Genomic DNA, 15,376 nt, shown 5'->3' on the forward strand with positions numbered 1-15,376 from the left:
TGATTGCGCGTTAGGTCCCCATTGTCGCCAAGACTGCAGACACAAGTAAGTTAAGCTTTGCAAAGCGTTATTAACGCCGCCGGCGATCCCGCATTCTTCACATGGAATTACATGAAAGTAGGCGCAACAACGCGCCTGCGGCCTGCGGATCCGCCGTGTTGTCCTCTTCGGTGAATGCCTGGCGAACACCGGCTAGGACGGCCTTGGCCGCGCTGAGCTCACCCTTTCGCTGCTTTAGTGAGGCAAGTGACATGGCGGTGCGCAGTGCCCACGCATGTGCTTTCTGCTCGGCAGCGACCTTTAGTGCGAGCAGCAAAGTCACTTCAGAATTCGAATCATTCCCACTGTCGAGCAACGCTTCGCGGCGAAGCAGTTCGGCACGGCACCAAGTTGTTTCCTCGGCTCGACGCAACTTGACCAGTTCAGCCATCGACGATTCTTCGCCACAGGTAGCGAAGATCTCAAGTTGGTAGAGCGTCGCCTGGCCTGTGTCAAATGGCGTGCCATGCATGATGGAATCGTAGCCGTCAGCCCACGTGTCCCAAAACCGCAAACCGTTCTTTTTGGTGCGGCTGCGCAGGATCTGAAGCAATTCAACACCGAAGGTCCGGTCTCCACACCATAAGGCGACAGGCAAAGCGCCCATTGTGAGGCAGAAGCACATAGAAAGATCGTGCCCGACCGTCAGTGACTCCTCAACGGCGGTTCTGGCCATCTTAAGCGCCTCGACGCTGCGTCCCTGCAACCACAAAAGCCGCATCGTCGACGTCCAAGCTGCAATTCGACCGTCCATCTGCGCCGCGTTTGCATGCCCCGCCCGGTCCACGATCAGAACGTCGTGCATCAGTTTAATAGATTCATCGAGTTCTCCGATCCGTTCCAAAGAGAGGGCAAGCGTGTGCTTCGCCGTCTGCGTGGTCGCTACCTGCAATGACATCGAGGCCATTTGCTGATAAGCCTGGGTAATCTCCAGGCTCTGCGGATACTGTCCGCTTTGCAGCTTTTGCGACCACATACCCCACATGCAACGCATGATTAACTCAGGGTCGTTCAGCACTTTCGCCTGCACAAGTCCTTCACCGAATGCGTCCGCCATAGCCTGAATCGGACCACGTGTGTGCCATATCGCGTGCCCGTAAGCGATTTTCACTTGAACGTGATCGATCGAGACGGTTAAATCCGCACGCGCGGAAGCCTCCATACCGCGTTCCGCCAGTCGTATGAACTCATACGGCAACGACAACTGGAGCCACAGCGGCGATGTCAACGCTGCAATCCTGACGGCGATGGTGGGGTCTCCTTTCAGCGACGCCGCCCAATCAAAAGCGGCACGTACATCGTCAATATTCGCGCTGTGAAGCACCGTGGACTCACGACTTTCCTTACCCTCCCACGCCGGGCCGGGGTCGACGAACAGCGAGCAAACGTATAGTGCGTGCCGTTTGTGAATCAACCTCTTCGGGTCGCTCTCGGATAGTTTTTCGAATGCGTAATGCCGCGTGGTTTCAAGCAGCCGGTAGCGCGTCGTACCCTTGTCCGACTCACTCACAAGCAAGGACTTGGCAACCAGATCCGCGGTTGCATCGACCACCATTAGGTCATCAATCTCGGCGTCTATAGAAACGGCGATAGCCGCGTCGATATTGAACGCGGATCGAAACAGCGACAGCCGGTTCAGAATGCTCTGGGTGCTGGGTTCAAGCAACGCATAGCTCCAGTCCAGCATCGCGCGCAGGGTTTGCTGACGTGGCAAGGCGCTCCTACGGCCGCGTGTCAGCAGCGCAAATCGGTCGACAAGCCTGCTTGCCAGCGTATGGGCATCCATCGACGCAATGCGAGCTGCGGCCATCTCGATCGCCAGTGGAATGCCATCGAGTTGGCGGCAGGTATCGCAGATAGCCGAGACATTATCGTCCGACAGTTGGAACGCGTCATGCGCCGCCATCGCTCGTTCAACGAAGAGCGCGATCGCTGGAAACGATATTGCGTCGGCAATCACAAGGCTTGAGCCGTCGCCCGGGCTTGCAAGCGGTGCCAGCCGATGCACCCACTCGCCCTCGGCACGCAGCGGCTCGCGGCTGGTGACGAGCAGGCGCAATCCGCTCGCGCCTCGCAGCAGGCGTTCAACCAGGGTGGTGATGGTGTCCACAAGGTGCTCGCAGTTGTCCAGCACCATGAGCGTCGGCTCGTTGTCTATCGCCTCGATGAGATATGGCAGCGGGTCATCCGTTGAAACCGGGACGCCCATCGCCAGCGCGATAGCGCTAATCGCTCGGGTTGGATTGGTCACTGGCGCGAAGTCAACGAAAAATACGCGCGTAGAAGTAGTGGCCCCGAAACGATGTGCGATCCCGAGCGCCACTGTGGTTTTACCGATGCCACCCGATCCCGCGATGGTCATCAGGCGACGATCCAGCAGCGAGGCACAAAGGCTCTCGATCACCGCATCGCGCCCCACGATGCGCCCCACGAGCATGGGCAGGTTCGGTCTCGTGGGCGGCTGCACGGACGGCATGCCCCCGCCCCCGGAGACAGTTTGCCTTGCAACCGCAACCGCCAGCCGATAACCGCGTCCCATTTCATTCACAATGAGACGCCCGCCATCACGGCCATCATCCAGCGCCTTGCGTAGCGCAGACATATGCACGCGCAGAGACCCCTCGTCGACCACCGTGGCAGGCCATACCTTTGCTACCAGCGCCTGGTTGCTGACAAGCTCGCCAAGAGCCTCCGCAAGCGTGACCAGAATGTCGAGAGCCCGGCTACCCAACTTGACCTCCACACCATCGCGTGAAAGGGTTCGCTGGGGAAACTCAATTTTGAATTGGCCAAATTCGAGAGCATATTGTTGAGTCATGGGGTTGCCTGCTATCGGATGCCGCGCGTGTTGTCGTTGTTGGGGAACGGAAAGCCACGCTCACTGCTACCGAGCACTAATAGTCGACGATATTAAGGGCGCGTCGCCCCAGCCCCCGCCCAACGCTCTGATCAAATTCACAGTCGAGATCGCCTGCACACCATAAAGCTGCACTGCGCTTCGTCGCGATTGGAGCACCGTGCGGTCAGCATCTATGACGTCCAGATAGGTGATGGCCCCCTCCTTGTACTGGGCGCGCGCGAGTTCCGCCGACCGGCTCGATGCCGTTACAGCCTGTTCCTGAGTCCCGGTTTGTTCCTCGAGGATGCGCAGGTCGGACAGGTTGTCTTCGACTTCACGGAACGCTATCAACACCTGCTGACGATAATTGGCCGCGTTTTCTTCCAGGACAGCGCGCGCGTTCGCGAGGTTTCCCTTTCTGCGCCCTCCGTCAAAAATTGGCAGTGTGAGCGCCGTTCCAGCGAGCGGGCCAAGTAAGAACGCCCGGCTTGACCAGTTGAAGAGATCGCCTAAAGTTGCTGCCTCGAATCCTGCGCTACCAGTTATCGAAAGGGACGGGAAATAGGCCGCTTTAGCGACCCCGATGCGCGCGTTCGCCGCTTCCATGGCACGCTCGGCTGCGGCCACATCGGGCCGACGTTCCAATAGCGACGAGGGCACGCCCGGAGGAATATGTACGCGTACCGGCACGAGAGGACTCGAAGCCATTGAGAATTGTGCAGGCGCTTCGCCCAGCAGAATTGCCAGGCTGTGCTCGGATGCCGCCCGCAATCTTCGCACGGTCATACCATCTGAGCGGGCCGTCGCGAGCTCGGCCTTGGCCGTCGCCACATCGAGTTCGGAAACCTGCCCCGCATCGAAGCGGCTTTGTGCAAGTTTGAGAGTCTGCTCGCGTAACGACACGGTCTGCATGTAGACATCCAGCTCAGCGTCTAGCTCACGTTCGCTGAAATAGTTCTGCGCAACGTCGGCCTGCAGCGCGAGTTGAACCGAGCGCAAGAGCGCTTCACTTTGTTCGCTCTCGGCCTGCGACGCTTTCACGGAATCAGAGACCCGACCGAACAGGTCTGTTTCATACGAAGCCGTGCCCTGCGCTCGCCAGACGGTCTGTGCAGGCACATTGACCCCATCTGGCTCGAACAACGATGTGGGCGAAACCTTTTCGCGACTTGGCCCGAAGCCGGCTCCGATGGTTGGGAACAGGTCCGCCCGCGTCGTTTGCAAAATGGCCCGTGCCTCTTTGACCCTGGCGGTCGCCGCCTTCAGATTCTGATTGGCATCTAGAGCCGTCTGCTCCAGCCGATCGAGCACGGGATCCTGAAATACAGTCCACCACTGTCCGCGGGCGATTTGATCCGACGGCTGGGCGATCTTCCAGTCACCGGTAATTGCGGACCCCATGGCAGGTGTTTCCTTGAACGCAGCAGGTGCATTGACGTCCGGGCGTACATAATCGGGCGCAAGAGAACAACCACTTACCAGCGCCATTGCGGAGATCACAGCCAGGTGACTGAATGCATGCCGATTGGTAGATCCGTTGATCGTGCCCATTTCATGCTTCCAGGGGAGCATCGACACCCCCCAGATGAGGATGATTACCGTGCTTGTCCACTAGATGTCCACCACCCGCGAGATTGCGGAGCACGACATAAAAGACCGGCGTCAGCATCAATCCGAAAAGCGTAACACCCAGCATGCCGAAGAAAACGGCCACGCCCATGGCACGCCTCATTTCCGATCCGGCTCCGGAAGACAGAACGAGAGGCACTACGCCCATGATGAAAGCAATTGACGTCATCAAGATAGGACGCAAACGCATGCGGCTGGCTTCAATCGCGGCATCGATAATGGAAAGACCCTGCATCTCCAGCTCGCGCGCAAACTCGACGATGAGAATCGCATTCTTGGCTGAGAGCCCCACCAGAACCATCAAGCCGATCTGGGTAAAGATATTGTTATCACCGTGAGTGAGCCAGACGCCCACAAGAGCGGACAAGATGCCCATCGGCACGATCAGGATGATTGCCAAGGGCAGAGTCAGGCTCTCGTACAGGGCCGAGAGAACCATGAACACCAGCAAGACGCTGATTGGAAACACCCACAGCGCAGCACTTCCAGCCAGGATTTGCTGATAGGTCAAGTCGGTCCATTCAAATTTTATGCCTCGTGGAAGCGTCTGCGCGGCGATTCGTTCGACAGCGGCCTGTGCTTGGCCCGAAGAGAAACCTGGCGCCGGTTCCCCGTTCACGTCGGCGGCCGTGTAGCCGTTGTAGCGGACCACGGAATCGGGTCCGTAAGTTGGACTGACCGTAACGAGGGAGGAAAGCGGCACCATGTCGCCTTTATCGTTGCGGGTTTTCAACAGGCCAATATCTTCCGGATGAGCACGAAACTGCGCATCCGCCTGAACCCTTACCTGATAGACCCGACCAAATTTGTTGAAGTCGTTCACGTAGAGCGATCCGAGATACACCTGCATAGTGTTGAAGACATCGGTCACCGCGACTCCCAGTTGCTTCGCCTTGACCCGGTCCAGATCTACATTCAGTTGCGGAACATTGATCTGGTAACTTGAAAATGACGGGCCGAGTTCAGGCGTCTGCGCCGCGCGTTTCAGAAACGCCTGAGTGGCGTCGTTGAGCGCGGTGTAACCAACCCCCTGACGGTCCTCGATCTCAAGCTTGAATCCGCCGAGAAAACCTAGCCCGAGAACCGGAGGTGGTGGAAATACAGCGACGAAAGCGCCCTTGATACTCGATAGCCTCTTGTTTAATTCGGCCGCGATGTGAATGCCATTCATTGAAGACGACTTTCGATCTTCGAAGGGCGTCTCGCCCAAAAAAACGACCGCTGCACTCGATGAGCTCGCGAAACCGTTGATCGATATGCCGGGGAACTGAACGGCGGACTCAATGCCCGGTGTCTTTAGTGCAATATCCCCGAGCTCACGAACGACCTCCTCCGTGCGATCTAGCGAGGCACCGTTAGGCAACTGAACGATGGCGACCAGATACTTCTTGTCCTGTCCCGGCACGAACCCTCCCGGTACAACCCTGGACATCAAAAACGCGCTACCGAGCAACACGGCGTAGACGCAGAGAACGATCGTCTTGCGATTCACAATCCTCGATACACCCTTCCCGTACCCCTCTGATCCGCGACGGAATATGCGGTTAAAGGCAGCAAAAAATTTGCCGAAAATTCGGTCCATCACACGGGTCAACAAGTCTTTCGGCGCGTCGTGACCTCTTAAAAGCAAAGCGGCCAATGCAGGTGACAGCGTGAGGGAATTGAACGCGGAAATCACGGTCGAGATCGCGATCGTCATTGCAAATTGTTTGTAAAACTGCCCTGTCAAACCGCTCATGAACGCCAACGGTACGAACACCGCAATGAGGGTCAGCGCAATCGCTATGATCGGCCCGCTTACTTCTTGCATTGCTTTGTAAGTCGCATCTCGCGGGGACAACCCGAGCGCTATGTTCCTCTCGACGTTCTCCACCACGACGATCGCGTCGTCGACGACAATCCCAATGGCAAGCACCATCCCGAATAGCGACAGTGCGTTTATCGAAAAACCAAATGCGAGAAGTAGCGAGAAGGTTCCCACGATCGACACGGGAACCGCGAGAAGCGGGATGATCGAGGCTCGCCAGGTCTGCAAAAATATAATGACGACAAGAACAACCAGTGCAATTGCTTCAGCGAGCGTATGAATCACCGCTTCAATACTTGAACGCACAAACTGAGTTGGGTCGTACACAATTTCATACTTGACACCCGACGGCATGTCGACCTGCAGATCCTTCATCGCCTCGCGCACGTGATCCGAGATTTGCAGCGAATTAGCGCCCGGAAGCTCGTAGATGGTCAAAGCGACTGCGGATTTGTTGTTTAGAAGCGAACGTCGCGAGTATTCCGATGCACCCAGTTCGATACGCGCAACATCTTTCAAGCGGGTGACGGCGCCATCGGGTGCGGTCTTTAGAACGATATCGCCGAACTGACCTTCAGTCTGCAGACGTCCGCGTGTATTCACGTTCAGTTGCAGCGGCACGTCCCGTAAAGTAGGTGATGCTCCGATCTGGCCTGCTGCGACCTGTACGTTTTGCTCCTTGATCGAATTGACTATGTCGCTCGCAGCCAGACCGCGAGCGGCGACTTTCTGCGGGTCTAGCCAGACACGCATTGAGTAATCGCCTGCGCCCCATAGAGTCACTTGTCCGACCCCGGGGATTCGCTCCAGACGGTCACGCACATTGATCAGCGCGTAGTTGCGCAGATAAGTAATGTCGTATTTGTCGCTCGGCGAAACCAGGTGGACGACCATTGTCAATGTGGGAGACGATTTGATGGCCGTCACGCCAAGTCGCTGTACATCTTCGGGTAACCGGGGCAAAGCTTGTGCAACCCGGTTTTCCACAAGCTGCTGTGCGAGATCCGGATTGGTCCCTAACTTGAACGTCACTGTCGTCGTCATGTTCCCATCGCTAGTAGCTTGGGACTGCATATACAGCATGTTCTCAACACCGTTGATTTGCTCTTCTAACGGCGACGCTACCGTCTCGGCAATGACCTTCGGATTGGCACCGGGATACTGCGCTGTCACGACCACGGATGGCGGGATAACAGCCGGATACTCCGAAACGGGCAGGTTCACCATGGAGATCAGACCTCCCAGCAAGATGGCGGATGACAAAACTCCGGCAAAAATGGGACGATCGATAAAGTACTTTGAAATGTTCATGGCTCTCTATAGTTCCAGGCGAAACCCTACGGCCGTACGTCTGACGGCGGTCGAAACTCGGACACTTGGCAACACCGAAATGCCTATCGCGCGCGGGCTAAGACGCATCTTTGGCGGTGACTTCGGTGTGTGACATCGGAACCATGTTTGCCTTGACGCTGTCGTTCGGATGAACCCTCTGCAGACCGCTCAACACGATGCGCTCGTTTGGCTGCAGGCCTTTTTCGATTACCCGCAAGCCGTCATGCTCGGTTCCCAGAACGACCTCCCTGTATTGCACTTTGTTGTTCTTGTCGACCACCATCACGAACTTCTTGTCTTGATCCGTGCCAACCGCAGCGTCGTCGATGAGGATCGCCCGATGGGGGGCGCCACCGCCCACCTTGACCCGCGCATACAAGCCCGGCAACAGCGCTCCATCCTTGTTCTCGAAGTTCGCTCGGACACGGATGGTCCCGGAGTTCGTGTCAAGACGGTTATCAACTGATTCAACGCGTCCCTCGCGAGAAAACCCGGTCTCGTTTGCAAGTCCAAGCGACACAGGCACGGCCCGTTGCGAGTCATGGCTCAGGTATTTGAGGTAAGTTTGTTCATCGACGTCAAATGACGCATAGATCGGCGTCACGGAGACCAGCGTGGTTAGCAACGGTGAGCTGGCGCCGGTCGACACGATGTTTCCGACAGTCAGCTCCGCGCGCGAAACACGGCCCGACACAGGCGCAACGATATTTGTGTAGGCCAGATTAATCTTGGCAGTCTCCAGAGCTGCTTGGGCCGCCTTCACTTCCGCCGACGCCTCGTGGGCAGCATTTTGCGCCAGGTCATAATCGCGCTTTGCAATGGCATTGTCGGTCAGCAAACGCTGAGCTCGAGCGGCATCGGTGCTCGCGTATCCGTTACGCGCCAAAGCAGCGGCCAACTGGGCATCGGCACGATCCACTTCGGCCACGAAGGGCCGTGGATCGATCGTAATCAAGGAATCGCCCTTCTTCACCAGTGCACCATCCTTGAAGTGCACAGCGACGATAGTCCCTGATACCAGCGGTCGTACCTCGACCTTGTCAATGGCCTCAAGCCGGCCAGAGTAAGTCTGATAATCAGTGATGGACTGCGTAAGAACCAGAGCCGCATCAATCTCGGTTAGCGGCACAGCGTTCGCGGCGGTCGCCGTGCTCATTACAAGGCTGCCCGACCCCCGATAGATTCCAATCGCTCCCGCCGCGATCAAACACACAACGGCGACTCCCAACGCAGCCTTCCAGTTGATTCGGATGAACATCTGCTACTCCACGATTAAGTCAAATTGACGTGCATCGCTCACTTGTCGCGAGGACGAGCTTCGGCCCAACGGGAAGTTATGCGCAATAGAAACGATAAGTCGCCGCAACACGCAGTGGATGGCGTGGGCGTAACCAGTATGGCGAAGCTAGATCATCAAGGCGACCAAGCAGTCGCGCGTGTCGCCTACCTGGTTGCGTCAGCCCTCACCATGCCCCGACACGCTACGCGCGTGTCGGGCACCAGTTCGGCTGGAACGGATAAAACATAAATAAAAAGGCCGCTGGGAAATTCGGAACCTGCACCAATCGCCGTATCCCACGCATCTGAGATGATTTCAATCAAGCGACTTGTTCATGCCGGATTTTGACCGAAGGGAATGAATAGATAAATGGTTACAGACTAGAACACAATTTATCTAAAAAAAAGAATCGGATTCCTTAGTTCTTGAATGTACCTCCGTTTCTATCTTGCCTCTACGATCCGAGGCCTCGGCCAGCACCGCATCAAAATGAAGAGGGTGCCCACTGCAAGGAGACCCATGCCCGCGCAGCATACCCCGCGCCATCCCGCAGTGGTCCAGGCCCACGAACCCAGCGTGGTGCCGAGTGCACCGCCACTAAATGTGAACACCATATAGACCGTATTCAGACGAGCTCTCGCAGCAGGGTCAAGCTTGAAGATTCTGGCCTGATTTGCAATCTGGTTGGACTGCACGCCAAAGTCCAGGAGATTGACGCCGACTACGACCGCCAGCATGGACACATCGCCAGCAACCAGGAACAGCGCGAACCCAATGGCAGCCGTAACAAGAGATATTGCGTTAACGGTTGTCGAGCCATATTTGTCCGATAAGCGTCCGCACAAGGGCGCGAGAACTGCTCCTGCTGCACCGTATAACCCGAACAAACCCGCCTGCGCAGTCCCGAGGTTAAACGGCGGTAAAGCAAGATGAAAGGCAAGCGTGGCCCAAAACGCCGAGAACGCTCCGAATACCGTCGCGCCGAGAACAGCGGACAGACGTAGATCACCCCATTTGATAAACAGCCGGGGCAACGAGGCCAACAGGGATCGATAAGACACGTTAGATGCAGCGGCTGCATGAGCCCGCTTGGGAAGATAAAGTGGCAGTACCAGAAACAGAATTCCACTCAGCGTCGCACTCAGGAAATACGACGCTCGCCACGTGCCACTGAACTGCGCGATTGCGCCAGATACCGCGCGGCAAAGCAATATTCCGAGGACCAATCCCGTCTGCATGGCACCAATTACTCGCCCCGACTGTCCCTCGGCCGCACTCGACACTGCAATCGGAATCAGAACCTGCGGAATGACGGTCACTGTGGCCACCAACAGGGTCAGCAACGCCAACACATGTACGGAAGGACTCAATCCGGCGCAGATAAGCATCAGGCACGTCAGCCCGAGCAGGATGCGGATCAGTTTACGCGGGTCCGCGCGGTCAGCGACCGGAATAACAAAGAGAATTCCAACCGCGTATCCGATCTGCGCTCCCGTTGCCACCAGCGCAGCAGCCCCGGCCGTTACGTGGAACGTGGAGGCCATTGCAGGTAACAGTGGCTGGCACATGTACACGTTGCCCACCGTGATTCCACATCCAGCGGCCATGACGCCTACTGCACCACGGCGCGATTGCACAGGTGAGGAAGACATCACTCCGAGACCTTCCAAGGTTCCAGGACAACCTTGCCCGTTGTAAGCCGCGCCTCGATTGCACGGTGTGCAAGTGCGGCTTCATTCAACGCAAACCGGTGGCCGACCCGCACTTTTAACTCGCCCCGGAGCACGGATCCCACCAACGCAAGGCTCGCTTTGTTGATCAGTGGCAAATGGATCTTGTCGAAATAGCCCGGGAGATAGAAACCGCGGAGTGCCTGGTTTTTCCCGAGCAGATTCGAGGGATCAAGCGTCAGACTTTCGTCGACACCGCGCCCGAACTTGACCAAGGTGCCAAATGGCCCCAGGCATTTGAGCAACTCTGTGAACATGGCGCCTGAGGATTCGTAAGCAATGTCGAGACCCTCGCCGTCAGTAGCATCGAGCACCTCTTGTGACCATCCTGGCGTCACTGAACTCACCATAAGATCGACACCGTTGTGTAGTGCCAGATCTCGTTTCTCCTGCGAACTCGCTGACCCCACAATAAAAATTGCACCCCGTGTGCGGGCCATCTGGACCATCTGCATTCCGACTCCTCCCGACGCGGCCTCGATGAACACCGACTTGCCGCTCAGGTTTGCTGCATCGTGAGTCAGCAGGTAAGCAGTCAAACCTTGCGCGAGCAGAGCAGTCGCATCGCCGAACTCGATCGATTCGGGCAAGGCGATGGCTGAAGCAGCCTCAGCGAGCGTGTATTGCGAGTAACCGTGCGAAGCGACCCGACACAGGACGCGGTCGCCTTTACCTAAAGTAGAAACGCCCTGCCCCAATGCAGCGACGGTTCCGGCAACCTCAGTTCCAGGCGCATAAGGAAGAGGCGTCGGCGTAATGTATTTGTCGGTCCGGCGCATGATGTCGCCATAAAGAACGCCGGCCGCCTCGACGCGCACGAGAATCTGTCCCAGACCTGGCGACGGAATGACCACGTCGATCACTTTCAAAACGTCCGGTCCGCCAAATCGATCTACTATGACCTGCTTTGCCGATTCCATGGTCAGTCCTTTCCTCTGTCGAAGTTCGTCTTTAGTAGCGGCGCAGCTTAACGTCGAACCCGGTATTTCTGGAAATCGAAAAAGCTCTCGCTTCCTATCGGTTCGATGAATAGCTTCCTTTTTAGAAGGTATAGCTTGCGGGAACGGGAAAAGCAACGCTTAGTTTTCTGCGCAAAACATTCTTATCTGATCTCGAAACCACATTCTGGCTGGGTGTGCGTGCGTACGGTCATGCCAGACCATGGATATGCTGAAACCCGAAACATGAACGGGCGGCTCAAAGGTATCGACACGATCTGTGTACCGCGCAACCAGCCGCTCGGGCGCGAGTGCAATCAGATCGCATCTGGAAACCGCCTCGATCAGGAACACGAAGGATGAGACCGCAAACGCAACTTTCCGGGTGAGACCGAAGGCGGACAACGCGTCATCTGTCGGTCCGACGAATCCCTCCGCGTTCGGAGACACGATGATGTGTTGCGCCTCCATGAAACGATCAATCGGCATAACACCATCATCTACCGTGTGCTTGCGCGCAATGCCGATGTACCGCTCAGTCAAGACGTCCAGGTTTCGCAGGTCGCGCCCTTCCACATCCCCGGATTGCGTGAACGCCACGTCGACCTCCCCGCGTTCGAGTTCGGTCGCAGCCGCTCGAATGTCTCCCAGCCTTACCATCACCCGCAGCCCCGGTGCGCTGCAATTCAACTGGAGCAGAAACGGCAGCAGGATCGCCACCTGCATGTAATCGCTGGCAGAGATTGAAAATGTCATGTTCGCGCTGGCTGGATCGAACATTTGGGCGCGACTAACGAGGGCGCGAGCCTGGTCGAGTGCCAGGCGCAGCGGCATCTCGAGATCCAAAGCCATCACGGTTGGGAGCATGCCCCTTGAGGTCGGTATCAGGAGTTGGTCGCCAAAGATTTTTCGAAGCCGCGAAAGTTGTGCGCTCAACGCGGGTTGACTGAGATTCAGCCGTCTCGCTGCCCGCGTGACGTTCAATTCAGCAAGCAACGCTTCCAGGGCTAGTAGCAGATTTAAGTCGAGTCGCTTGTCATCCATATCGGTGATACCTACACCATAAATTTTCAATTTCATCCGGGGAGTTCTCCGGCCTTATGCTGCTTCTCATGGGCGTCATAAACCAGGTGACCTGAAGTTTCAAAAGCAGATCTGTCTTCAACATCAACAGCAGGGAGAAGGGATGACCAGTGTTGCAATCGTTTATTCGTCGGGTCACGGACACACTCGCACCGTCGCTGAGCACATCAAGCAGGGAGCAGACGCGTTCCCCGGTACAACGACCGAGCTAATTGAGATTAAGTCCAGTCAGTTGCAAGCTGATGGTCGCTGGCACGATGACGAAATCATGACCCGTCTGACTAAAGCCGATGCCATCGTATTCGGTGCCCCGACCTACATGGGATCCGCCCATGGGTTGTTCAAATTGTTTCTCGAAACCGGTTTCACCCCGTGGCTCGGTCAAGAGTGGAAAGACAAGATCGCGGCCGGCTTTACCAACTCGGCATCACGCTCAGGCGACAAGCTCATCGCTTTGGAACAAATGGCGATCTTTGCAGCGCAGATGAGCATGGTGTGGGTTGGTGTTGGCGACCAGCCGGGTGGCAACTATTCCGCCAGTCAGTACACGGACGTCAACGTCAATGGCGCCTGGCTAGGCCTGATTGCTCAAAGCTTCGGCGATGGCACGCCTGAAAACGCACCGCATCCCGGCGATTTATTGACCGCAGAACGCTTTGGCCGCCGGATAGCGCGCGCCACCGCGCGGTGGATGATGGGCGCGGAAGCCTTTCCCCCTCAACCCGTCAGCGAAAGTGAATCCCGGCGACGCAATGTCGCTGGGATGCAGGAGTGGAGAAGGTTCGACGACTGAACCCAATACACACGTTGCCCGCAACGTGTAATCCCGGTAGCCGCTTCAGGATTTCGTGTCGGATCGAAGATGAGCCTCGAATCCAATCTGCCCTGGAGCGACCTCCGGCCTTAATGTCAGTGCGGGAATGTCGTAGTCTCCTCCGTTTTGTGATCGAAACGGAATTGGCTCGGCCGTCCAGAATTCATCAATTCGTTTTCCAAGTGACTCTGTCAACGAGACATACAGGTCGGCATCTACTCGCCCGAGTCCGATCTTGTAAGCGACGAACGGAGGAAGCACGTCGAATCCCGGGTAGTAAAGAATGCCGTGGTGGATCGGAAACAGTAGATCATCCATCGGTCCATTGACGCCACGCGGGCTATAGTGGGACTCTTTGCCACCTGCCGTCACGAGCAACATTGCACGTTTTCCGGCCATCTTGCCCTCGCCGAAGCGATCGCCCCAGCGCTTATCCGAATGTTCGCCGACGCCATACGCAAACGAGTAGGCGTAGACGCGCTCGACCCAGCCTTTCATGATCGCTGGCATTGAGTACCAGTACAACGGGAACTGCATGACCACCGCGTCAGCCCACAGAAGTTTCTCCTGCTCTCGCGTAATGTCGTCGGTCTGTTGACCGGCCGCATAGGCCCGCTTGGAATCACGCATGGCGTCGAAAGGCGCACCAGGATCGCGATTCAGGAAGTCGTCCGCATCCAACGTAGGCTTCCACTTCATGGCATAAAGATCCGAAACTTGAACCGTGTGGCCACCGCTTTCAAAGCGTTTGACCATGAACTCCAACAGCGAGCCATTGAGTGACGTGGGTTCCGGATGTGCGTAGACGATAAGGACGTTCATATATACCCTGATAAGATTGACTGTGCTTCCAAGCGTATAGCCGAGGCTGGTATAAATGAAATGAATTCTGGAAATATCAGGTATAGACGTGCACAATTTCCATCGACTTGATCTAAACCTTCTGATTACACTCGACGTGTTGCTCAACGAACGCAACGTAACGCGTGCCGCCGCGCGTCTCAACTTGTCTCAACCCTCTGTCAGCGTTCAACTAGCCAAGTTGCGAGAAGCCTTCAATGACCCTCTCCTGCTGCCAGGCCCCAGAGGCATGTTGCCCACTCCGCGCGCCGACGAGCTGCGCGAGCCGTTGCGGGCCGCGCTCGAAAACGTGAGGCGCGTCGTGATGGCGAACGAGGTGTTCGACCCTGCATCTGCCTCGAACACGTGGCGGGTGGCAGCAGCAGATTACGGAGAACTGGCTATTCTCCTTCCGACGCTCAAACGGATTCGAATCAGCGCTCCCGGAACGCGCCTGGCTGTCCTGGAGAGCAATCCGGGGCACATGGCCAAGCGGGCAGAAGACGGCGAGATCGATTTAAGTTTGCAAACCATGGACTCCGTGCCAAGCGGGCTGAGGGCACAAAAAATCCTCGATGAGCACTACGTTTTGGTTGGACGAATCGGCCACCCGCAGCTCAATCGGCGCCCTACCATCAAACAATTCTGCTGCATGGAGCACGTCGTCATTTCGCCAAGCGGTGGCGGTTTTCAGGGCGTGACCGACGCGGTCCTGGACGCAGCAGGATTGTCGCGCCGTGTGGTGCTTTCCGTTCCACACTTTTTGGTCGCGATCTCCGTGATTGAAAATACCGACCTGGTGGCGATGTTACCGTCTCGACTCGTATGCGACAGGCTTACGCTGAAGCGAGTTAACGCCCCGATCAACGTGCCCGGTTTTACAATGGGAATGGTGTGGCACGAACGTTCACATCGCGATCCTTCGCACCGATGGCTGCGCGAGCAAATCGTGGAAGCGATGGCACTTGATCCCGGACTCAAGTTCAAATCCGGGTCCTAGCACGAGCCTAGCCTCTTGAGCGCGCCACCCGCGGTGGCAAAATAAG

General features: G+C 56.8%; 10 protein-coding genes. 2 read left to right on the top strand and 8 right to left on the bottom strand.

The annotated features are described in order from the left end of the window. Positions 1-97 precede the first annotated feature (97 nt). The 7 genes from ACMX25_RS24550 to ACMX25_RS24580 form a co-directional block, all read right to left on the bottom strand. Positions 98-2,857 carry an ATP-binding protein gene (locus ACMX25_RS24550; protein ID WP_414952647.1) on the bottom strand — a complete coding sequence of 920 codons (2,760 nt, stop codon included), beginning with the start codon at positions 2,855-2,857 and terminating at the stop codon, positions 98-100. Between the two features lie 66 nt (positions 2,858-2,923). Beyond that, positions 2,924-4,429 carry an efflux transporter outer membrane subunit gene (locus ACMX25_RS24555; RefSeq protein WP_414952648.1) on the bottom strand — a complete coding sequence of 502 codons (1,506 nt, stop codon included), beginning with the start codon at positions 4,427-4,429 and terminating at the stop codon, positions 2,924-2,926. Between the two features lies 1 nt (position 4,430). Then, positions 4,431-7,625, bottom strand: a complete 3,195-nt coding sequence (locus ACMX25_RS24560; RefSeq protein WP_414952649.1) for an efflux RND transporter permease subunit — start codon at positions 7,623-7,625, stop codon at positions 4,431-4,433. Between the two features lie 97 nt (positions 7,626-7,722). Next, a complete protein-coding gene (locus ACMX25_RS24565) occupies positions 7,723-8,904 on the bottom strand; it encodes an efflux RND transporter periplasmic adaptor subunit (protein WP_414952650.1) in 1,182 nt (393 codons plus the stop codon). 464 nt (positions 8,905-9,368) lie between these two features. Then, positions 9,369-10,577, bottom strand: coding sequence for an MFS transporter (locus ACMX25_RS24570; protein WP_414952651.1), 1,209 nt, complete (start codon positions 10,575-10,577; stop codon positions 9,369-9,371). Then, positions 10,577-11,575, bottom strand: coding sequence for a zinc-binding dehydrogenase (locus tag ACMX25_RS24575; protein ID WP_414952652.1), 999 nt, complete (start codon positions 11,573-11,575; stop codon positions 10,577-10,579). Before ACMX25_RS24575 ends, ACMX25_RS24570 begins: the two co-directional genes overlap by 1 nt. Positions 11,576-11,734: 159 nt before the next feature. Then, a complete protein-coding gene (locus tag ACMX25_RS24580) occupies positions 11,735-12,673 on the bottom strand; it encodes a LysR family transcriptional regulator (protein WP_414952653.1) in 939 nt (312 codons plus the stop codon). 106 nt (positions 12,674-12,779) lie between these two features. Between ACMX25_RS24580 and ACMX25_RS24585 the strand changes: the two genes are divergently transcribed. Further along, positions 12,780-13,469, top strand: coding sequence for a flavodoxin family protein (locus ACMX25_RS24585; RefSeq protein WP_414952654.1), 690 nt, complete (start codon positions 12,780-12,782; stop codon positions 13,467-13,469). A gap of 45 nt (positions 13,470-13,514) precedes the next feature. Here ACMX25_RS24585 and ACMX25_RS24590 read toward each other — a convergent pair whose 3' ends face one another. After that, positions 13,515-14,312: an NAD(P)H-dependent oxidoreductase gene (locus ACMX25_RS24590; protein WP_414952655.1), complete on the bottom strand. Its 798-nt coding sequence runs from the start codon at positions 14,310-14,312 to the stop codon at positions 13,515-13,517. Positions 14,313-14,400: 88 nt separating this feature from the next. Between ACMX25_RS24590 and ACMX25_RS24595 the strand changes: the two genes are divergently transcribed. Continuing rightward, on the top strand, positions 14,401-15,330 hold the full coding sequence (locus ACMX25_RS24595) for a LysR family transcriptional regulator (RefSeq protein WP_414952656.1): 930 nt from the start codon (positions 14,401-14,403) through the stop codon (positions 15,328-15,330). Positions 15,331-15,376 lie beyond the last annotated feature (46 nt).

It is taken from the genome of Caballeronia eucalypticola (genome assembly GCF_047608185.1).
Taxonomy (GTDB): domain Bacteria; phylum Pseudomonadota; class Gammaproteobacteria; order Burkholderiales; family Burkholderiaceae; genus Caballeronia.